Genomic DNA, 21,428 nt, shown 5'->3' on the forward strand with positions numbered 1-21,428 from the left:
ATGCCGCATATCGAGGAACGCTTCAAGAAACAGATCTTTGGAGTTCTTTTCCGGGAAAAGACCGAATTGTGACATCCCGGCGCCCACCACCGCTACCTCCCGGCCCAGTCGCTTTTTTTTACTCATCCCATTACCCTCTGCCGATCAGATGATTTTGCGATCTTTTCCTTCCCAGTAGGGATCACGCAATACCCTTTTTAAAATCTTACCGTAATTGTTTTTGGGCAACGATTCGATAAAATCGACGGATTTTGGCTTCTTGTAACCGGCCAGGTTTTCTTTGCAGAAATCAATCAACTCCTCGGCACGCACCTGAGCCCCGGGGAACAACGCCACAACCGCCTTGATGGCCTCGCCCCACGTGGGGTCAGGAATGCCGAAAACCGCCACCTCGCGCACCGCCGGATGGGTGAGCATGACTTCTTCAATTTCACGCGGATAAACATTCTCACCACCGGTGATGATCATATCTTTGGAGCGATCCATCAGAAACAGGTAGCCCTGTTCATCCATATAGCCAACATCACCGGTATGCAGCCAGCCATTGCGGATGGTGTCAGCGGTTGCCTCCGGGTTGCGCCAGTAGCCTTTCATGACCAGATCGGAGCGGGTTACCACTTCACCGATTTCTCCCGCCGGCAGCTCCTGGTCGTTAGCGTCAAAAATTTTCACCTCCACATCGGTCCGCTGGATGCCCGTCGAGGAAAGTCGTTTCTCTTGCGCGGCAGTCCCTTCGACAACATGGTCACGCGTGGGCAGGTAGGTGATGGTCATGGGAGATTCACCTTGACCATAGAGCTGCACCAGACAGGGACCAAGTTTTCCCAAAGCCCTTTTCAGGTCTTCGACATACATGGGCGCCCCGCCATAATTAAGACATTTCAATGAACGGTGATCATAGCGATCAACAGCGTCATTTTCCACCAAGAGCTTGATCATTGTCGGGGCCGCAAACATGTTGGTAATCCGGTGCTTTTCAATCGTCTGGAACACCAGTTCGGGATCAAATGATTTCGAGTCAAGAATAACGTTGGCAGCCGCTTTACCGACATTCGGCAGGGCATAGATGCCGCTGCCGTGTGAAAGCGGCGCGGCATGGAGAATAGCATCATCAGGGCCAAGAGAACTCATGTCGGCATAGAAATTCATCGTCATGGCCAGCATATTGCGATGGGTCAGCATTGCCCCTTTCGGCATGCCGGTAGTCCCTGAAGTATAAAAAAGCCAGGCCAGCTCATTGGGATCAACCGCAACATCCTGCCAATGTGCATCGCCCTCACCGAGAAGGGTTTCATAATCCTCCAGCATATCATCGGCACCGGCGGTCGTGATGAACAGCTTGACATTGGGGATCAGTCCTCTCACCTCTGCCAGGGGGGCATTGAACTCCGGTGAGATAATGACCGCCTTGGCCTGGGAATGGTCGATTATGAAAGCGCACTCCTTGGGATGCAGACGGAAATTGATCGGCACGGCGCCAAAGCCGGCTTTAAAGCAGGCAAATAGAGATTCCAGGGTTTGAGGATAGTTATACTGCAATATGGCGACATTATCGCCACGCCTTATGCCACGCCCGGTCAAAGCATGAGCCAGCCGGTTGGCCCGCTCATTAAATTGGGCATAGGTCAGGTGACGCTCACCATGAATGATTGCCGGATGCTCAGGATAGGTGCGGGCAGATTTGGTTAAGAGTGTACCGATGTTCACAACAGTCTCCTGCCTGTAAAAGCTTTTTCATTCATGCCATGACCCAGCCACCGTCGACATTCAGGACTTGGCCGGTAATATAACTGGAGGCCGCGGATGCGAGGAAAAGCGCCGCATCGGCCATGTCTTCGGGAGTACCCCAGCGGGCAATGGGCAACCCCTGGACACTGTAGTCAAACCCTTTGGTCATCTCGGTTTTGCAGGCTCCGGGAGCAATGGCATTGACGTAGATGCCATCCTTGGCAACATCTTTGGCCAGCCAGCGGGTCAACGAGAGGACGCCACCCTTAGCAGCGGCATAGGCCGGGCCTGAGCGGCCACGCATGGCTTCCGGACTGTCATCAAGCTTGGAGACCGCACCGCCGATAATACCGGAAATGGAACTGACATTGATGATTTTGCCATACCCACGATCACGCATGTGGGGATAGATGGCCTGGATACAGAGAAAGGTCCCACGCATGATGATGTTGCAGACCCGGTCCCAGGTTTCCACCGGGGTATCGACCAATGAGTCACGATGCACAATGCCGGCATTATTGACCAGAATATCAATATGATCCATGGCTTCAATGCTTGCTGCCGCAAGGCGCCGGATATCCTCGGGTTCGGACATATCAGCTTTTATATAGTTTGCCGCCCCCCCCATCGCCCTGATTGTTGCAACCGTTTCATCGCCGGGGATAATATCACTAACCACCACACCCGCGCCGGCTTCGGCCAACGCGATGGCGATGCCAGCGCCGATACCCCGGGCGGCCCCGGTAACAATCGCGTTTTGCCCTGACAAATCATATTTCTTGATGCCCATACAGTGTTCCTTTCCTGTTTACTCAAGTCTGGTGATGTTCCTCCAGCAACCAAGCACTCAAAACTGATGGCTTACGATCACTTGAAAATGACGCCTGGGATATAGGTGATGATTGATGGAAAGAAAATGCAGATCAAAACACCGATTACCTGCAGGGCAATGAACGGCAGCACCCCTTTGTAAATTTCCAGCATCTGGTATTTCCCCCTGGGCGCGGCACCGGCAAAATAGAACAGCGCATAACCAAAGGGGGGGGTCAGAAACGAGGTCTGCAGCACAATGCAGATGAGCATCGAAAACCACAGAGGATTGAAACCCAGCTCCATACAGACAGGCATGTAAACCGGGAGGCAGACGAGAAGGATGGCCACCCAGTCAATGAACATCCCCAGGATGAAGACGGCGAGGAGCATGATGAAGAGGATCATCCCCGGCTGAAGATCTCCTCCCATGAGCAGGTTGGTAATGACATCCCCCCCGCCGACAAAGAGAAAAGTGGCGCTGAAAAGATTGCCGAAAAGGACGAGGATCATGACCATTGATGTGGTCCTGAGCGTCGCCTTGCAGGACTCGAAGATCACCTTCCGGTTGAAGTTGCCGCGGGTGATGGCCAGGATGGCGGCACCAAAGACACCGACCCCCGCTGCCTCGGAAGGCGTGGCGACACCTCCAAGGATGGTGCCCATGACCGCGAAGATCAGCACCAGCGGCGGAATCAAGGACTTTATGACCATCCACATCTTTTGCCGGGCAGAATAGCCGGAGGCCTCCTCCCTGCTGATGGCAGGACCGTAGGCAGGCTTCACCTGGCACATGGTAAAGACATAAACCATGTACAGCAGCGACAACAGCAGACCCGGCAGGATGGCCGCAGCGAAGAGGGCACCCACCGACGTTTCTTTAAGCCCGGTCAAACCGCCATACACAACGAGCATGATGCTCGGCGGGATCAGGATGCCCAGTGTGCCGCCGGAACAGATCAGACCGGCGGCCATCTCCTTATTGTAACCCTTTTCGAGCAGTTTCGGACCGGCAAGGAGGGTCATGCCGACGACCGAAGCGCCGACGATACCCGTGGTGGCGGCCAGGATAACGCACACGAAGATAACCGCCAAACCTAGTCCGCCCTTTATCTTGCCCATAACCACGTAGAGGGCTTCAAACAGGGCATCGGAAATCTTGGCACGGTCCAACAACTGCGCCATCAGGATAAACAGCGGGACCGCCACGAGCACAAAATTGTTCATGGTGCCCCAGGCGTTGTTGATAAAAAACCCTAAAAGGCCGTCAACATTGAAGCCGTTTTCAATCAACCCGAAGATTACCGCGGTGCCGGCAAGTGAATACGCCAAGGGAAGCCCGAGCACGATGAAGACAATAAGCGTGGCAAACATGCCGATGGTTAACAGTTCCGGACTCATGACATCCTCTTAACGAACCGCTTCTTTTTGCCCGAAGGTCAAAAAGCGTTTAATCAGGTTAGAAAGAACTTGCAGGAAAAGAAAGGTGAACCCCAGAGCCATCATCAACTTCACCGGCCAGATCGGCGGCGCCCACGCCGATGACAGTTCCTCGAGGATTTTCGTCGAGGTGATCGCGTTGTCCCAGGCCCAAATGCCAAGCAGAGTAACGAGGGGAAGGGTTACCAAGATCGTCAGGACGATATAGAGGATATCCTGAATTTTCCTGGGCAATCTGCTGCTGAAGATATCCACTCTCACATGACCATCATAATATTCCGTATAGCCATAGCCCATGACAAAATGCACGCCGTACATGAAGGTCGTCAATTCCAGACCCCAGATCGTCGGCGCGTTGAAGAAATAGCGCCTGACGACTTCGTAGCAGACCATCACCACCAGGGCCGCCATGATAAGCGACGACGCCTCCGCCTGTTTCACAACGATCTTGTCGATTGTCTTCGTAAGCGACCTCAGCATGGACTCCACTCCTGTTTCTGCCCTGTGCCATGGATGACCAGCAACAGATTCCGCGCTACGATGCCGGTCTTTTGAGCCAAAAATGCGGTTCAACCATTCAAAAATGCTGCTGTCTCGCATGGGGATACCTTGCCGGATTCGCCACGATCGGCGAATCCGGCAGGCCCCTTTTTAGCGGTTCCTCTCTTCAGGCGTCATGCCCTACTCGTGCAGCTTTCCCTTTACCACGTCATCAAGCGGCCAAGGTGTTGCGCCGGCCCGGGCGGCACGCCAGTCAGCAAAGTCCTTCTTCAACGCTTCCTGGGATTCAAGCAGCCGTTTGCAGTCAGGATTTCTGGCTTTCACTTTTTCCAGGTAGGCTTGCGTCGTCTTGGCAAAATCGGTAATGGTCGCGTCATCCATCATAATAATTTCAGAATGTTCCTTGAAACGGCGGATAGCCTCGGCATTCAGGTTGTTGATCCAGCTATAGCTCCAGAGCTGGGTCTCCTTGGCGGCCGTATCGATGATCCATTTCAGATCGTCGCCCAGTTTGTCATAGGCCTGCTTATTGAAAAAGAAAGCGAACTGACAGGCGGTCTGATGAACACCCGGTTCGATGATGTATTTGGTAACCTCGTCAAAACCCATCGGCCAGTTGACCGCCGGAGAGGAAAACTCCGCCGCATCCAGAACGCCTGTCTGCAGGGAGAGATACACTTCGCCGCCGGGAGTAGCAACGCCGGAAGCACCAAGTTCGTTGAGGATATCCAGGTACCAGCCCCAGGTTCTGACCTTCATCCCCTTGAAATCCTCCATCTTGGTGGCGCGCCGGTTGGAGTTAAGCCCCATTTCCTGGCCCACTTGGCCGCCGGGCAGCGCAACAAGGTTGTATTGGCCATAGAGATTCTGCATCTCCTGCAGGCCGCCCCGTTCATAGAGCCAGATATTATAAAGTTCACCGTCCAGCCCGTAGGGAACGGAACCAAAGGCGATAAACGCCTCGTTCTTGCCCTTCCAGTAACCAGGCCAGTCATGTCCGGCTTGAAAGGAGCCTTTGCTGACCGCATCGAAAATCTCCATGGCAGGAACAAGTTCGCCGGCTGAAAAGGCCTTGATGTCCAGACGACCGCCGGAAGCCAGACGGACCGTGTCGCAGAAATGGACAGCCATGTCGTAGAACAGCAGCCCTTTGGACCAGGGAAGAACCATTTTCCAGCGGTGTTTTTCGGTGCTGGTGGTGACCTTGAGTCTCTTCACTTCTTCAATTCTGTCATCCGCACCAAATTTCGTCCGATCTGACTTTTTCTTCTGATCGGCAGCCAATGCCATGTTGCCAACAAATAAAAAAATTACCGCAAATAGTACTGCCGCCTTGAGACATCTCTTCATGATTCCTCCTCCTGTTTGCAGGAGCAGCCTTGTGCTGCTCGGTTGTAGGTCGCTCTGACTATCCTGTTTGTGAGAAATCATGCTGTGATTTCACCACATCCTAAAAAGAGAGATAGCAAATTTATCCATCTGCAGCTGCGGAAAGTCCGTGGATTGGATGCGGGGTACCCTCGTTGTATTCCGATCGCCAAACTTCCTGGGAATAACCTGCTGCACCTAGCAGAAGGTCCAGCCGCCATCGATGCTTACCGCCTGGCCGGTAATACACTGGGCTTGATCGCTGGCCAAATAGAGCGTCAGGGCTGCAAGCTCTTCCGTACTTACGAGTTTTTTCAGAGGCTGGTTTTTGAGCAACACCTGTTGAGGGACTTCACTCTCAGTGATATTGTATTGAACCGCCAGATCTTTTATCTGTTTCTGCACCAATGGAGTAAGTACGTACCCCGGGCAGATTGAGTTGGCGGTGATGTTCCATTCGGCAAGTTCACACGCCATAACCTTGGTAAAACCGATAATGCCATGTTTGGCCGCTACGTAAGCGCATTTCCAAGGGGATGGGGCTTTTCCATGGGCTGATGAAATACTGATTATCCGTCCCCACTTTTTTTCCTTCATGTAGGGGACACAGGCTTTGGTGCAAAGAAATGTCCCGGTCAACATCACAGAGATAAGCTGATTCCATTTTTCCAGAGGGAACTCTTCTATTTTGCTGATAAACTGAAGACCGGCATTGTTGACAATAATATCTGCCGAGCTGAATGTTGAAACGGTTTTTTCCACCATCTCGACAACACTGTCCTCCCTGGACACATCGCAGCCAACTGCGATAGAGCGACCGCCCTGGCCGGTAATTTCCGTGGCTGTTTTTTCCGCCGCCACGTCATTGAGGTCGGCAGCAACCACCCGGGCGCCGTTTTTTGCCAGATGTAAAGCAATGGCTTTTCCAATACCGCTGCCCGCTCCGGTAACAATAGCTGTCTTATCGGCAATCATTTTTCCTCTCCTCATCGTGGCTTTTCCCTGGAAAACACACCATCAGCGTTTTCTCTTCACTATAAAACGATGTTGGAGCAATGCTTGCAAATGCTATTCCATTCTAAAGATACAAGATGGTTCCCGCGTTAAACTTTGTATAACTAGCTAAGATATTAGTAAGAAATATATCTTAAATGGTAACCGCAAAGGTGAATTGCTATTTTATTTCTTGCAAAAAATCATTAATGAGCTATTATAAATTGTCTTTTTATTGCTATATGAATTAAAAATACTACAGGTTGAACCCATGGATGCCAGTCCAAATCATTCACATGCCACCACGCTTCAGCTGACAGAAAATTTTTATCAGTCCTTGCTGGACAACATGAAGATTGGAGTTATTGTCTGTAATGCGGCTGGCCATATTATTTATCTCAATGAGACCTACGCTTCGTTTTTAGGTATTGACCCAGCCGCACAGATTGGCAAACATGCCACTGAAGTAGTAGAAAATTCACGGCTTCATATTGTCGCCCAGACAGGACAGGCGGAAATCAATTATCCCCATGAATTCAAAGATAAGAGCTTTGTAGTTCACCGTGTGCCCATCCGTGAAGGAAATGAAATAATTGCCGTTCTTGGACTGGTACTCTTCAGCGGGGCTGATATCGTCAAACGGCTGGCGGTTCAGTTATCCCATTTACAAACCAAACTGCAGATGTATGAAAGCGAACTGCAAACCGTGCATGGCACCCACTATACGTTTGACAGTATTGTCGGAAGCAGTGATGCTTTAGGACGGATCAAAGAGGAGGCGTTAAAAGCTACGTTGAACGACTTTCCCGTTCTTATTACTGGAGAATCTGGAACCGGAAAAGAAATTATCGCTCAGGCTATTCACGCGGACAGCGCTCGCCGCTCCTATCCTTTTGTCAGAGTGAATTGCGCTGCCATTCCAAAGGAGCTTTTTGAGGCTGAATTATTCGGGTATGAGCGAGGCGCATTTACCGGTGCTGACCGACGGGGTAAAGCAGGCAAGTTTGAAGTCGCCAACTTAGGGACGATTTTCCTTGATGAGATTGGTGATTTACCTTTGGAAACTCAACCCAAGCTGCTCCGGGTACTGGAAATGAAAGAATTTGAACGAATAGGAGGAAATCGTCTGATTCATTCTGATTTCAGGGTAATTGCCGCTACCAACCAGAAACTCATGGAAAAGGTAGCGGACGGGAGTTTTCGAGCTGATCTATTCTACCGCCTTAATGTCATTGCCCTGGATATTCCAGCACTGAGAAATCGACAGGAGGACATTATCCCTTTAGCACACCATTTTATGCGTTGTTCTGAAACTTGCGTGATGAGCGATGCTACTACCCTTGATCAAGCGGCTGAAAACCTGTTGCTCGGTCATCATTGGCCTGGCAATGCACGGGAACTCCGCAATGTCATCGAGCAGGCATTGGTTGCAGCAAAAAGTGGTCCTATCACCGTTGACGATTTACCCTTCTATCTACAGCCCTCAGTAAAGAAAAAGTTTGGCATCCGGAGAACATCAACACTGAAAGAATACCTGCGGGCAGCCGAGATTCACGCTATCCAGGAGGCCTTAGCAGCCGCCGGCAACAACAAAAGCATGGCAGCCCGACAGCTGGGCATTCACCGAACCCTGCTTTACAATAAAATGAACAAATTAGGGATCAAAATAAAGAGCTAAAGGTGACGATGTGGGGCTGTATCATTTTTGCCACATATGTATGAGCAGAACAGCGGCAACCGTTTTTCAACAGAATTAGTATTCGTCAGCTGACTTTACGCTTTTTGATGCTTCAGCTGTTGCCCAACACCAAAAAACCGGGGAGCCGATGACGGGACTTGGACCGCTGACCTACTGCTCACTGTTTCGTCGTCATGAAGAAAGTGCTTGAAAGAGCAGATCTACTGTAAAATAGTGTCACAGAGATACAAGACAGTATGAGCGGTTTTTCGTCAAACAGCCAAGCGGCGCCGGATTCGTGCTTTCCTCCCCCTCATACGCGGCGATGCCCTTGCTATCTATGCAAATACCAATAGAACCGTCGGCGCAGAGATCATCCCTTGCTACTGCTCCGGGTACTGATGGTAAAGGCCACTGCAGGCGATGGCGTTCGTGCGAGAAGTGATTCCATAGACTGACTGCCGTGAGATGCAGGGACTCGGCCACGGCTCCGTCTTTCAGGCGGCTGAAGCCTTATCCGCGCTCAAGCGGTCGCCCATGATATTCTGCCACAGAGCATGTGAAAATTTCTACTTGAATCGGGCTATTAATGCACACAAAAAGGGAGGGGAGACATGAGGAAACTGCATGGTGTTGAGGTGATGAGGGTAGTGGTTTTGATCGGCATTCTTTGTTGCGTTTTTAGTGGATCAGCATCATGGGCTGCTGAGGTGATTCCTGAAGATTTAATTGTTGAAGGTGGCCTTGCAGTTGGCACGGCTGCTGCGGTTGGGGATAGTTTCAGCTTTATTACGTTGCAACTTCATGAAGACAATACGCGATTATTATTTAATGACGCCTCTGAATTATCTGGCTATCCCAATAATGATTGGATTCTCAAAGCAAATGATTCAAATAACGGCGGGCAAAACTATTTCGCCATCGTAGATGCTGGTGCCGGCGATCCAACAGGTGATTCCGGAACACCCGTATTGCGAGTGGATGCCGGGGCGCCTGCCAATACTATCCGCGCCTATCAAAATGGTGATATTAGTCTTGGGGGGGCAAATGTTGCCAATACCATCTCGGTGGGTTCGGCTGGGTTTGAAGGCACCATTAGCAATGTTGCGGCCGGAACAAACACAACTGATGCCGTGAACTATGGCCAGCTGGTCGATGTCCAGACTCAGGTGACGAATAATGATAGTGACATTGCCGCCAACACCGATAATATAGCCATCAATGCTGCCGCCATAGCAAGCTCATCAGCCGCCATGTCCTTTGTGTCCACAGGTACAAGCGGCGCATCCAGCGCAACAGGAACCGGGAGTCTTGCCATCGGTTCAGGTGCATCAGCCAGAACCAACGATATTGCCATCGGTTTAAACTCCACGGTCACTGCCGACGGCAGTACGGCACTGGGCACTAATACGGCTATAGACTCCACAAACAGTGTCGCAGTCGGCGCCGATGCTGTGGTTGAAGCAGATGCCGCGGGTGGAACTGCAATCGGCCAGAACACCATTGTCCGATCAGGAGCCACCAATAGTGTAGCCTTGGGCAAGGATTCTGTCGCATCAGAAGCCAACACGGTGTCGGTCGGCTCTTCCGGCAATGAAAGACGCATCACCAATATAGCTGATGGGATTGATGCCAACGACGCCGCTACCGTGGGTCAACTCCAGGGAACGATGACCAACATAGATACCCGTATCGACAAACTCGATGATCGTGTTGATGACGTTGGCTCCCTGGCCTCTGCCTTTTCGGCTTTGGTGCCGAATACCCGTGCCCTCGGCAACACCCAAATTGCCCTTGGTGTAGGGCACTACAGCGGCTCCAACGCGTTGGCTGCCGGCATGTTTCACTACGTGAGTGATAAGATTATGGTTAACGCCGCTGTTTCAACCACTTTCAACAACAATGGGACTGCCACACGAGCTGGGATTACTTTTGGTTTCTAATTGAACGACGCGGGAACTGCTGGTCGATTTACGACGGCAGGAGCGGCGTAGCCCAGCAACCGCTGCCCCTCCTCACGAGCGGCGATTTTGGTTGACAACCACGCTTCCGTTGCGTCGGGTTTTCACGAATATTCCTCTATCCGGTTCCAAATAACGTCCGACGTCAACGGCTGATTCCATTCGACATCCAGCAGATCGCTGCGCCAACCGTGGCCACCTCAGTGATGAGGCAGGAAGCTGAATGAAAAGATTAAAAATATCTGTCAGCAAAGCCTGTCAGATTACCGGTTGTTCCCGGCAGCAGTTCTATGAAATTCATCGAAATCAGCAGACTTCAGTTTCCTTCCAAAAAAAATGGTACGATAAAATTGAAAGTATGGGAATAAATGTGGGGTAAATGTTTCAGTGAAACTCCCCGGGGCAAGCCCCGGAGCATTCTGCAAAGGATTTTGGTAAGCAATCAACAAATTCAAAGGTTACGAAAGTAGAGTTTTGCCAACGGTAAGAATCTCGGCCTCTTTAGTGCCCTCATAAAGTTCCAGAATTTTGGCATCACGATAGAATTTCTGAACCTTGTATTCTTTGATATAACCATAACCACCATGTATTTCAAGGGCGGCGTTGGCACAGAAAACTGCCGTCTGCCCACTGTAGTATTTAGCCATTGCGGCCAAAGTGAAATCGGGGGTGCCCTGATCATAGAGCCATGCAGATTTGTAGACCAGATTACGGGCCGCTTCAACCCTGATTGCCATCTCGGTTAACTTTGCCTGGGTCAGCTGAAAATTGCCAATAGGTGTCCCAAAAGCGCTACGTTCCTTGGCGTAACGCACCGCTTCATCAAGACACCCCTGCCCCAGGCCAACCCCTTGCGCAGACACCATGATTCTGGTTTTATCAAAAAAGTGCATTACTTGATGGAAACCTCGGCCCTCCACCCCAACCAGATTTTTCTGGGGCACCCGAACATCCGCAAAGGCAATCTCAGCCGTATCACTAGCCCTGATCCCCAGTTTTCCCCTGATCTTGCTGCGGGTGATCCCGGGCAGATCCGCAGGTATTATCAGCATGCTAAAACGATCATGCCGCCGTTTGGCTTCCGGATTAGTAACCACCAAGGTTACCATAAAATCGCAGACGGTACCGTTGGTAATAAACATCTTGTTGCCGTTGACAATATAGTCATCACCATCTTTAACAGCCCGGGTGGCAACACCGGAGACATCGGTTCCGGCATTAGGTTCAGTAAAAGCCCCGGCACTGACCATTTCGCCGCGGCAGACCGGTGGTAGAAACTTGTTTTTTTGTTCTTCATTGCCAAAGTGGTAGATGGCTTCACAGCCGAAAGGGGCCACGACGATATTAAGACCAATTCCCATGTCGACCCGCGAAAGTTCTTCTGTTATAATTGCATTACCAAAAACTCCAAATCCGGCTCCACCATACTCTTCCGGAACCCAAGCTCCAACAAGACCAAGCTCTGCCGCTTTCCGGTTGATCTCCGGCGTATACGTCTCCTCTTCATCGCTGACCTCAGAAGAGGGCGCCACCTCATTCCGTGCAAATTTGGCCGTCATCTCCCGCAAAAGGTTCATCTCTTCACTTAAACAATAATTCACCTTATTCCCCTCCACTATTCATTTTCAACCAACATGCTCATCCCCATGCCGCCGCCAACGCATAGAGTTGCCAAACCTAAGCTCAGATTGCGGCGTTTCATCTCCTGCAAAAGTGAAATCACAATACGGGCGCCGGTACAACCGACAGGATGGCCCAGGCCGATACCGGAGCCATTGACATTAGTGATGTCTCGATTGAGATCAAGACCCTGTTCACAAGCCAGATATTGAGCGGCAAAAGCTTCGTTGAGTTCAACAAGCTCGATGTCGGAGAGTTTACAACCAGTTTTTTGGAAAAGTTTTCTCGTTGCCGGGACCGGCCCCCAACCCATCATTTTAGGGTCACAACCGGCAACTGCAGAGGACCAAATCCGGGCCAGAATCGGCAGCCCAAGGGCCAAAGCTTTCTGGCGGCTGGCAAGCAGACAAATGGCTGCACCGTCATTGAGCCCTGAAGCGTTGCCAGCGGTGACCGTACCGGTTGTAGCGTAAATCGGCTTCAGACGTTCGAGATCAGCCATGGTCAAGCTTCGACGAACATGTTCATCGCTATCAAAGATCTGCGGATCTCCTTTGCGGCGCGGAATGACAATCGGGACGATCTCTTCTTTGAAGTTTCCCTGCTCGATTGCTTTTTCGGCGTTGTTGTGGCTCCTTAAAGCGATGGCATCCTGCTCTTGACGGGAGATACCATAGTGCAGAGCCAGATTTTCAGCGGTCTGGCCCATGATAAATCCCGGTGGATCAAGCAGGCTGGAGCCGGAATGGAGCAACTCCCACATTGAATCCATCATCGTGCCATGCTGTAGGCGAGCCCCCCAACGGGCGGCCGGAAGACAGTAGAATGCATTTGACATCGACTCCATACCGCCGGCTAGAACAAGTTCTGCATCTCCTAAGCGAATCTGGTTGGCGGCCTGAGTCAAAGCTTCCATGGCACTTGAACATTGCCGCTGAATAGTAACTGCAGGCACCTCAACCGGGATTCCGGCAGCTAGAGCAGCGGTACGAGCCGTATTGGCTTCATCCGGGGATTGAACGCAATCACCCATAATAACATCATCAAGTTCGGCCGGATTCACCGCCGGGACTTTTTCAAGGACACCCTTGATAACCTGCGCCCCCAACTGATGAGCCCGTACATCTTTTAGCGAACCACCAAAAACACCGATGGCACTCCGGCCCATAGCGACGATAACCACATCTCGACCATTTTTCATTGAGAATGCTCCTCTACTACCCGTACACTTCTCTCTTCATATTTTTGTTTCCAGCCAAACCCAACCGTTACCAACCTGGAATCTGGCCAACCTTGATAGACCCTTAGCTCCAGGCAAAAAGCATTGAAAGCCTGATAGCTCGGCAACAACCCCCTATTCGAGACAAGCAATACCTACGGAATGCGGCTTACATCCAGCACGCCGTAATGAAGAAGGGGCTGCGGCTTAACGAAGAAGATGGAGTTATTACAAAGCCATCAATCTTTATGGCTATTTTTATAATCATAGACCCCTTTGCCGGTTTTCCTGCCATACCGTCCCGCCCGGACCAGTTGTACGAGCAGTGGTGCAGGCCGGTATTTATCTCCCAGTTCTTGATGCAGGCCTTTCATAACGTGAAGAAGTGTATCAAGCCCCACAAGATCTGACAGGGCCAGAGGGCCAATGGGGTGATTGCATCCCAAAGCCATCCCCTTATCGATATCTTCGGCACTGGCAAGACCTTCGCTTAAAGCTATGAACGCTTCGTTAAGCATAAGACAGAGCAGACGGTTGACGACGAATGCCGGCGCTTCGTTGACAACAATGCATTCTTTGCCGATCTTTTTCCCCCACTCCAACGCAATCTGGAGAGTCTCATCAGAGGTTTCATAAGCCTTGATGATTTCGAGAAGTCTCATCACCGGAACAGGATTGAAAAAATGGGTCCCGATAAATTTGTCCGGCCGTTTGGTGATGGCAGCCATCTCCGTAAGACTGAGACCGGATGTATTGCTGAAAAATAGACAATGGGGCGGGACGACCTCCTCCAACTCCTGATAAACTTTCTTTTTGACCGCCATAACTTCAACGACAACCTCAACAACCAGATCCACATCGCCGGCTGCCTCTTCAAGGTCTAGAGTTGGTTGTATTCTACCCAGAACCCCATCCATCTCATCTTGGGTCATCTTTCCCTTTTGCACGTTGCGCAGCACATTGGCTCTGATGGTCTCCATCCCGCCATCAATAAACCGCTGTTCAATATCTCGCAAGGTTACTTGATAGCCTGCTTGCGCACATACCTGGGCAATACCATTACCCATCAAACCAGCTCCCAAAACACATATCTTCTTGATTTCCATGACTATCGTTCCCTGTTCAAAAGTTTGCTGAAAAGCTGATAGAAACAGCATGCTATCTCAAGTGGCGGCCGCCAGCATCACTTGTAGATACCTTCGATTTCGTGCGCAAATTTCTTATATATATTAGCCCTTCGGACCTTCATGGTGGCGGTCATTTCATCGTCGTCATGGTCAAGCTCCTTGGTCAAGAGTTTGAAGCGGCGGATATTCTCGACCCGGGCAAACTGCTGGTTGAGGATTTCGACCTCGGCCTTGATCAGCTCGAAAACCTCGGGCAGGCCGGAGAGATTTTTAAAATTGGTAAAGGTAATCCCTTTGTCGATCGCCCATTTGCTGACATTGTCAAAATCGATCTGCAACAGGGCCGCCAGATAGTTGCGCCCCTCGCCAACAACGATCGCTTCTTTGATAAAAAGACTGGTGGTCAAGGCGTTCTCAATCTCGGAGGGGGCAATGTTTTTGCCACCGGAGGTAATAATGATATCTTTTTTGCGGTCAACTATTCTGACATGGCCGTCTTCATCAAGGTCAGCGATATCGCCGGTATGGAGCCAGCCATCGACTATGACCTGTTGCGTTGCTTCTTCATTCTTGTAGTAGCCGACAAAAATTGATTCACCCCGTTTCAGCAGTTCACCATCCGGGCTGATTGTGAAGTCAATAATGTCAAGGGCCTTACCCACAGTACCCAGCTTGATATCGTCACCCATATGGATAAAGGAGAGCCCGGTGCACTCCGTCATACCGTAGCCCTCTTTCACCCGAATCCCCATGTCGTGAAAAAACCGTAAAACCTCCGGGCTGACTTTAGCCGCGGCTGAAAAACAAAAATGGGCCCGTCGCAGGCCGACATAGTTCTGCAAGGCTCTGAACATCAGCCAATAGGCGGCACAATCGAGCAGCTTCAGCACGATGCCAACCGGCTGGTGATGAAGCAAGAGATCAGCGCGCCGCCTGCCGACGGCCATGCAGCGATGATAGAGCCATCGCTTGAAGGGTGAGGTTTCCTTGATGTTAATCAGAACTGCCGATTGCAGTTTCTCCCAGATGCGCGGAACCCCCAGGAAGATGGTGGGGGCAATCTCACGCAGATCAGCTTGAATGGTCGCAATACTTTCAGCAAAATTCACCTGGTAGCCGACAAACATCGGCAGAAAAAGGGTGAAAATCTTTTCCGCCACATGGCATAAAGGCAGATAGGAAACCACCATATCATCCGGTGTCGGGCCAATGGCGGCAATCGTACTGATGGTCGTTGCTTCAATATTACGATGGTTGATCATCGCCCCTTTGGGTTTGCCGGTGGTACCCGAGGTGTAGATCATAATGCAGACATCTAAAGGGTTTCCCTGGGCGACTTCAGAGGCAAAAAGCCCGAAATTTTCCGCGGACAATGTGCGCCCCAGCTCTTCGACCTCTCGAAAAGAGATGATCTTTTCCCTACTGTAATTGCGCAGCCCCTTCATATCGATGACGATAATTTTCTGTAGATCCGGCAACGTCTCCCAGACTTCGAGGATTTTATCGGTCTGCTCCTGATCTTCACAGACAACAAACTTGGCATCGGCATGGTCGACAACATAGTGCACTTCCGGATAGGGGCTCGTTGGATAGACCCCAACCGTGACCCCACCGAGGGCAATGGCCCCAAGTTCAGCATAGAGCCATTCCCGGCAATTTTCGCTGATAATGGCAAGATGGTCGCCGCGTAAAAAACCGAGCGCTTTCAACCCCAGGGCAAAATTGGTGACATGTTCACGATACTGCTGCCAGGTGATGCACTGCCAGATACCGAACTCCTTTTCTCGCAAAGCAACCTGATCCGAGCGCTTGGCGGCCTGTTCGAGAAAAAGCTGGCAAATAGTTTTCCCGCTTAGCTCAACCACCGTTTTCTCCGCTTATAATGTTTCACGTCACGATAACTTTTCTCTTCCCCCTGGTCGCCAAATCCCAGGTAGAATTCCTGGACGTCCTGATCGTTAAGCAGTTGATCCACCGGGCCGTCCAAAACCATCCGGCCATTTTCCATAATATAGCCATATGAACTGATCGACAGGGCGAGTTGGGCATTCTGTTCAACCAGCAGAATGGTGGTCCCTTCACGTTCATTGATCTCTTTAATGATACCAAAGATTTCATCGACCAGGAGTGGTGCCAGGCCCAATGAGGGTTCATCCAGCATCATAAGTTTCGGCTGGGCAAGGAGCGCCCGGCTGATCGCCAGCATCTGCTGTTCGCCACCGGAAAGATACCCTGCCAGCCTTTTACGACGACTCTTTAAAGAAGGAAAATAGCTGAAACATTTTTCCATATCGATCTGAACGGCCGCCCGATCCTTGCGGATATAGGCACCACAAGCAAGATTTTCCTCAACCGTCAGATCCTCAAACACCCGGCGCCCTTCAAGAACCTGGAAAATTCCCTTACGCACGATATCATGCGGCGAGAGCCCCTCCAGAGCAGTGCCCATAAATTCAATAGTGCCGTCACTGATCTCCCCATCTTCCAACGGGAGGAAATTACTGATCGCCTTCAACGTTGTTGATTTCCCGGCACCATTAGAGCCCAGCAGAGCAACAATCTTACCTTTGGGCACCTCCAGGGAAAGGCCCTTGAGTACCAGGACGACATGGTTGTAGATTACTTCAATATTGTTAACCCGAAGGATAGGTGGCTCTTTTTCTTGTTCGGTCATAGGAAGTACCCGGTTGCTCTTTGCGTTCCCAGATAAAAAGGCCTGGAACCTGCGGGCGCATGGCATGAACCAAAGGAATGTGCGCCCGCAGGTTTCAGTGATTTATATTTTAATGCAGATAGATCCAGTCAGAAGCCGGCACAAAATCACCGCCTTTAGCGACAAAAACTTTGCCGACGCCGGTTGCGTTACTGTCTTTAAAGCTGATCTTGCCGGCAAATTCGCCGGTATCCCAATCTTTGACCAGAGGAATCATATCCTTCAAGTTGGGACCGGTAATCGGCAGGCCCTTTTCCTTACACATTTTAGCCAGCTTGACGAAAACCATGCCGGTAAACCAACCCTGCATATAGGAATTGGGACGGTACGTTACATCTGGATGATGTTTTGCACCGAATTCACGGATTGCTTTGATCATCGGAACATCTTCCTGCTGCCAATAGGCGTAAGGATTGACCCCCATATAGCCTTCACCGTCAGCGCCCAATTTGCCTAAAAGCATCTTCGACATGGCCCAGAAGGTTCCCATGAACGTTGTTTTCAGACCAAAATCGTGGGCCCCTTGAATAACAGCCGGAATCGGCGGCACAACATATCCCTGGAAAATACAGTAGTCGGGATTATGGCGTTTAAGATCCAAAAGCTGACTCGAGATATCAACAGCCCCAACCTTGGTGACCTCTTCGGCGACAACCTCAACCCCTAATTTTTTTGCCATCTCACGGGCATAGGGAATCGGGTCACGGCCAAACTCGGTATCACTGTAAAAAAAGGCAACCGTGGGTTTTTTGCCTTTTTCTTTTGGATTTTCGGCGATGTATTTAAGCAGAATTCCAAACTGCTGGGCATAGGTCGGCCCGGAAACAAACATGTAAGGATTGGTTGCCCGATCTGCCAACTCCTGGGAGAACGAGGTTGAGCCATAGACAATCTTATAGTTATTGTTGATCTCCGGCGCCAGGGCCTTGCCTTCACCTGTGGACTCGCCATAGTTCATGACCGGACTCTCCTTGGCCATCATCTTTTTAAATGAGGCCACGGCCCGGCTCAACTCATAGCCGGTATCTTCATAGAGGTACTCAATCATTTGGCCATCAACGCCACCCTGTTCATTGGCATAGGCCAGGGAATCGGCCAAGCCCTGATGAATGTGTTTGCCGGCAAAAGCAAAACGACCGGTAATTGGCTGTTGTGCACTAATTTTGATGGTTTCACCGGCCCACGACATCCCAGCCATCAAAGTCAAGCCTAGAGCCACAACAATGCTGTACAACAGTTTAGATCGCATCTCCTTCTCCTTAGTCCCAGGGTTAAACTGAAAAGCTGAAAAGCCCTTCAGGGTTGACAACAACATTCTCGAAACCATCCGGCTTGCAAAGCTTTTTGCCGGTTGTTACGCTTTTATCAATGCTTAAAGGGCCATAAGCGAAAATAACTCTTAACCCGAACCCACATTTCTGCCAAACCATGGGGTTCAAAGACGAGGAAAACAACAATCAGAAGACCAAAGACTACGGTTTGCAGGGGAAAGAGAAACGACATGGCCTGCGGGGATATCCCTTCAAAAAATTTAAGGACGGTCTGCAGGACTTCAGGAATCAGGGTCATGAAGATGGCCCCGTAAATCGCGCCGAGAATATTGCCCAGTCCGCCGACAATAATCATGGCCAAAAAGCGGATACTTTCGTGGAGCGGAAAATGTTCCGGGGTAATCGATTTCAAATGATTCACCCAGAGACAGCCGGCAATCCCGGCAAAAAAAGAGCTGACGGCAAAGGCGTAGAGCTTATAGCGAAAGAGGTTGATACCCATGAGCTCGGCCGAGATATCGCGATCACGGATAGCGATGAAAGCGCGACCCACCCGGGTCCGAAAAATATTGCGGCTGACGGTAGCCGCGATGATAACAACCACCAGGGTCACCCAGTAGAAGCCGAATTCGGTACCAATATTCAAACCAAAAATCGTTGGTGAAGCGATGTTGAGCCCCCTGATTCCACCGGTCAAGGACTCCCAGTGGACGAAAAAAAACTCAAAAATGACCTGGGCAGCCAGGGTCGTAATGCAGAGATAGAGACCCTTCATCCGCATTGACGGAGCCCCCACAAGAACCCCGAAAAAAGCGGCCGCCAGCCCGGCCAGCGGCAGGCAGAGGAGAAAAGGCAGACTGAAGCGATTGGTCAGAATGGCCGAGGTGTAGGCCCCGATACCGACAAACGCGGCATGGCCTAAAGATATCTGCCCGGCGGCCCCGGTGAGGATATTCAATCCCAACGCAGCAACAATCGCAATCCCGGTAATATTAGCCATGTAGAGCAGATAATCACCCGCTACAAAGGGTAAAATCGTCAGCAACAGAAACAGCACACCAAGCCAGAAACGGCTGGTGGATGTGGTAAAAACCGCCTCATCTGCCGAATAGCTCTCCTTGAAATCACCGATACGCATTTTTCTCTACCACTCCTATAACCGCTCAATCTCTTTGCGGCCAAACAGACCATAGGGTCTGACCATCAGGATCAGTACCAGAACAACAAAAGGGGCCACATTTTTGACGCCGCCGCCAATCAGGGGATCAAGGTATCCGCCGGCAAGGTTTTCCACAATCCCGACAATCAATCCCCCCAGAACGGCGCCGCCGATTGAGTCAAGTCCACCGAGAATGACAACCGGGAAGATCTTCAAACCAATACCGCCGAGATTAGGCTGGACGCCACCGATATTGCCGATGATCAAACCGCCAATGGAGGCTGCGATAGCGCCAAAAATCCAGGCCAGCGTAAACATGCTGCGGACATTAATGCCCATTGAAAAAGCTGCCAACTGATCACCGGCGGTGGCCCGCATGGCAACGCCGACTTTCGCGTACTTGAAGATCAAAGCAAAAACTGCCACGGTACCCATAGCGACAACAAAGCCCCAAAAGAGGTTGGAGCGGATAACCAGATTGCCAACAATAATCGGAGCCCGGGGGAAAAGGGCGGGAAAGCTTTTGAAATCGGAAGACCAGATCATTTCAGCCAGACCCATCATAATTGAGCTTAAGCCGATGGTAACCATGACGATGCTGATGGTTGGCTGACCCAGCATATGGCGGAGAATCGTTCTTTCCACGAGCAGGCCCAGAAGACCGGAACCTGCCATGACGATAAGAAAAGCAGGAATTGCCGGCAGACCGAGGAGCACTGAACACGTATAGAAAATATACGCCCCGATCATCATAAACTCACCGGTGGCAAAATTGATGATACTGGTTGCCTTGTAGATGAGAACGAACCCCAATGCGATTAAGGCGTAGACTCCGCCGACAGCTATGCCGCTGGTTAAGAGCAGGAGAAAAAAATCCATTGTTAACGTTGCCCCCGTTTTTCGCCAAGATAGGCTTTAAGCACCTCCGGATGCTGCTGCACCTCCTGTGGGCTGCCATCTGCGATCTTCTGCCCGAAGTTGAGCACCATGATGCGATCAGAGATATCCATGATCATCCGCATATCGTGCTCGATAATAATGATGGTCAGATCACGCTCCTCCTGAATGTCGAGAATGAAACGGACCATATCCTCGGTCTCTTCAGCATTCATCCCGGCAACCGGTTCATCCATCAGCAGAATTTTGGGCTGCATGGCCAGCGCCCGAGCCAGCTCAACCCTTTTCTGCAATCCATAGGCAAGAGTGGCGACCGGCTGCTTGCGAATATGTTCAATCTCAAGAAAATCGATGATCTCCTCTTCGATCTCCTCCCGCAATGCCATCTCTTCCCGATGAGCGCGCCCCCAATACAGCGAAGCCTCCAGCAATCCAGTTTTTAAATGGGCATGAGAACCAAGCTTGATATTGTCAAGGACCGTCATGCCACGGAAAAGGGCGATATTCTGAAATGTTCGGGCGAGGCCCATGGCTGCCCGGCGGTCAGGGGTAAGACGTGAGATACTCTTGCCGTCAAAGATGATCTCTCCTTTTTGCTGATGATAAAAGCCTCCCAGACAGTTTAAGATCGATGTCTTACCAGCCCCATTGGGTCCGATGATGGCATAGATCTCTCCACTATTGACAGAAAAACTGACGTCGTAAAGAACCTGCAGACCACCAAAAGAAAGATGTACATTGTTTACTTCGAGAATTGCCATATATCCATTACGTTCAGGAACAAGGGCGCCTGACTGCCAGCTATCGTCTCAAATAAAGAGACGATAACAAGAAAATATAAAACACCTTTATAGTAATGGTAATAGCGGAAATGGAAGGAGTTGTACATCGGTGATCGGTATATTTTTTTACCGGTAAAAGGAGGAAACTTTCTTAGGTTTTT

Annotated in this window: 17 protein-coding genes; 2 read left to right on the forward strand and 15 right to left on the reverse strand. The window is 50.7% G+C overall.

Going from position 1 to position 21,428, the window contains the following annotated elements; translation table 11 throughout:
* Positions 1–144: 144 nt before the first annotated feature.
* The 6 genes from JXO50_11030 to JXO50_11055 all read right to left on the reverse strand — a co-directional run bounded on the left by JXO50_11030 (position 145) and on the right by JXO50_11055 (position 6,822).
* Entirely contained in the window at positions 145–1,707 is a 1,563-nt protein-coding gene (locus JXO50_11030) for a long-chain fatty acid--CoA ligase (protein MBN2333623.1), read from the reverse strand.
* Positions 1,708–1,738: 31 nt separating this feature from the next.
* Positions 1,739–2,518, reverse strand: a complete 780-nt coding sequence (locus tag JXO50_11035; protein MBN2333624.1) for an SDR family oxidoreductase — start codon at positions 2,516–2,518, stop codon at positions 1,739–1,741.
* 77 nt (positions 2,519–2,595) lie between these two features.
* The gene (locus JXO50_11040; GenBank protein MBN2333625.1) at positions 2,596–3,939 is read right to left on the reverse strand and encodes a TRAP transporter large permease subunit; all 1,344 of its coding nucleotides are present in this window, start codon (positions 3,937–3,939) and stop codon (positions 2,596–2,598) included.
* A gap of 9 nt (positions 3,940–3,948) precedes the next feature.
* Positions 3,949–4,458 (reverse strand): TRAP transporter small permease subunit, encoded by a 510-nt coding sequence (locus JXO50_11045; GenBank protein ID MBN2333626.1) that lies wholly within the window; start codon positions 4,456–4,458, stop codon positions 3,949–3,951.
* A gap of 201 nt (positions 4,459–4,659) precedes the next feature.
* A complete protein-coding gene (gene dctP / locus JXO50_11050) occupies positions 4,660–5,769 on the reverse strand; it encodes a TRAP transporter substrate-binding protein DctP (GenBank protein ID MBN2333627.1) in 1,110 nt (369 codons plus the stop codon).
* A gap of 276 nt (positions 5,770–6,045) precedes the next feature.
* On the reverse strand, positions 6,046–6,822 hold the full coding sequence (locus tag JXO50_11055) for a 3-hydroxybutyrate dehydrogenase (GenBank protein MBN2333628.1): 777 nt from the start codon (positions 6,820–6,822) through the stop codon (positions 6,046–6,048).
* 289 nt (positions 6,823–7,111) lie between these two features.
* On the opposite strand from JXO50_11055, the gene JXO50_11060 reads away from it, so the two are divergent.
* A complete protein-coding gene (locus JXO50_11060; GenBank protein MBN2333629.1) occupies positions 7,112–8,518 on the forward strand; it encodes a sigma 54-interacting transcriptional regulator in 1,407 nt (468 codons plus the stop codon).
* A gap of 614 nt (positions 8,519–9,132) precedes the next feature.
* A complete protein-coding gene (locus JXO50_11065; protein ID MBN2333630.1) occupies positions 9,133–10,461 on the forward strand; it encodes a YadA-like family protein in 1,329 nt (442 codons plus the stop codon).
* Between the two features lie 476 nt (positions 10,462–10,937).
* Here JXO50_11065 and JXO50_11070 read toward each other — a convergent pair whose 3' ends face one another.
* The 9 genes from JXO50_11070 to JXO50_11110 all read right to left on the reverse strand — a co-directional run bounded on the left by JXO50_11070 (position 10,938) and on the right by JXO50_11110 (position 21,246).
* Positions 10,938–12,080, reverse strand: a complete 1,143-nt coding sequence (locus JXO50_11070) for an acyl-CoA dehydrogenase family protein (protein MBN2333631.1) — start codon at positions 12,078–12,080, stop codon at positions 10,938–10,940.
* A 14-nt stretch (positions 12,081–12,094) separates the two neighbouring features.
* Positions 12,095–13,300 carry an acetyl-CoA C-acetyltransferase gene (locus tag JXO50_11075; protein MBN2333632.1) on the reverse strand — a complete coding sequence of 402 codons (1,206 nt, stop codon included), beginning with the start codon at positions 13,298–13,300 and terminating at the stop codon, positions 12,095–12,097.
* Between the two features lie 257 nt (positions 13,301–13,557).
* Positions 13,558–14,418, reverse strand: coding sequence for a 3-hydroxybutyryl-CoA dehydrogenase (locus tag JXO50_11080; GenBank protein ID MBN2333633.1), 861 nt, complete (start codon positions 14,416–14,418; stop codon positions 13,558–13,560).
* Positions 14,419–14,501: 83 nt separating this feature from the next.
* Positions 14,502–16,310, reverse strand: coding sequence for an AMP-binding protein (locus JXO50_11085; GenBank protein MBN2333634.1), 1,809 nt, complete (start codon positions 16,308–16,310; stop codon positions 14,502–14,504).
* Positions 16,298–17,092, reverse strand: coding sequence for an ABC transporter ATP-binding protein (locus tag JXO50_11090; protein ID MBN2333635.1), 795 nt, complete (start codon positions 17,090–17,092; stop codon positions 16,298–16,300). The genes JXO50_11085 and JXO50_11090 overlap by 13 nt, the downstream gene beginning before the upstream one ends.
* A gap of 136 nt (positions 17,093–17,228) precedes the next feature.
* A complete protein-coding gene (locus JXO50_11095; GenBank protein MBN2333636.1) occupies positions 17,229–18,407 on the reverse strand; it encodes an ABC transporter substrate-binding protein in 1,179 nt (392 codons plus the stop codon).
* Positions 18,408–18,523: 116 nt separating this feature from the next.
* Positions 18,524–19,567 carry a branched-chain amino acid ABC transporter permease gene (locus JXO50_11100; protein MBN2333637.1) on the reverse strand — a complete coding sequence of 348 codons (1,044 nt, stop codon included), beginning with the start codon at positions 19,565–19,567 and terminating at the stop codon, positions 18,524–18,526.
* 15 nt (positions 19,568–19,582) lie between these two features.
* The gene (locus tag JXO50_11105) at positions 19,583–20,467 is read right to left on the reverse strand and encodes a branched-chain amino acid ABC transporter permease (GenBank protein ID MBN2333638.1); all 885 of its coding nucleotides are present in this window, start codon (positions 20,465–20,467) and stop codon (positions 19,583–19,585) included.
* 2 nt (positions 20,468–20,469) lie between these two features.
* Positions 20,470–21,246, reverse strand: coding sequence for an ABC transporter ATP-binding protein (locus tag JXO50_11110; protein MBN2333639.1), 777 nt, complete (start codon positions 21,244–21,246; stop codon positions 20,470–20,472).
* Positions 21,247–21,428: the final 182 nt, after the last annotated feature.

Origin of the sequence: Candidatus Anaeroferrophillus wilburensis (assembly GCA_016934315.1) — a bacterium.
Lineage (GTDB): Bacteria > Desulfobacterota > Anaeroferrophillalia > Anaeroferrophillales > Anaeroferrophillaceae > Anaeroferrophillus > Anaeroferrophillus wilburensis.

Excerpts from the sequence above, each read along its gene's own strand:
- JXO50_11075 (MBN2333632.1), bottom strand. The coding sequence starts at position 13,300 with ATGAAAAATGGTCGAGATGTGGTTATCGTCGCTATGGGCCGGAGTGCC.
- JXO50_11100 (MBN2333637.1), bottom strand. The coding sequence starts at position 19,567 with ATGCGTATCGGTGATTTCAAGGAGAGCTATTCGGCAGATGAGGCGGTT.
- JXO50_11065 (MBN2333630.1), top strand. The coding sequence starts at position 9,133 with ATGAGGAAACTGCATGGTGTTGAGGTGATGAGGGTAGTGGTTTTGATC.
- JXO50_11045 (MBN2333626.1), bottom strand. The coding sequence starts at position 4,458 with ATGCTGAGGTCGCTTACGAAGACAATCGACAAGATCGTTGTGAAACAG.
- dctP (MBN2333627.1), bottom strand. The coding sequence starts at position 5,769 with ATGGCATTGGCTGCCGATCAGAAGAAAAAGTCAGATCGGACGAAATTT.
- JXO50_11055 (MBN2333628.1), bottom strand. The coding sequence starts at position 6,822 with ATGATTGCCGATAAGACAGCTATTGTTACCGGAGCGGGCAGCGGTATT.
- JXO50_11035 (MBN2333624.1), bottom strand. The coding sequence starts at position 2,518 with ATGGGCATCAAGAAATATGATTTGTCAGGGCAAAACGCGATTGTTACC.
- JXO50_11040 (MBN2333625.1), bottom strand. The coding sequence starts at position 3,939 with ATGAGTCCGGAACTGTTAACCATCGGCATGTTTGCCACGCTTATTGTC.
- JXO50_11095 (MBN2333636.1), bottom strand. The coding sequence starts at position 18,407 with ATGCGATCTAAACTGTTGTACAGCATTGTTGTGGCTCTAGGCTTGACT.
- JXO50_11105 (MBN2333638.1), bottom strand. The coding sequence starts at position 20,467 with ATGGATTTTTTTCTCCTGCTCTTAACCAGCGGCATAGCTGTCGGCGGA.
- JXO50_11110 (MBN2333639.1), bottom strand. The coding sequence starts at position 21,246 with ATGGCAATTCTCGAAGTAAACAATGTACATCTTTCTTTTGGTGGTCTG.
- JXO50_11060 (MBN2333629.1), top strand. The coding sequence starts at position 7,112 with ATGGATGCCAGTCCAAATCATTCACATGCCACCACGCTTCAGCTGACA.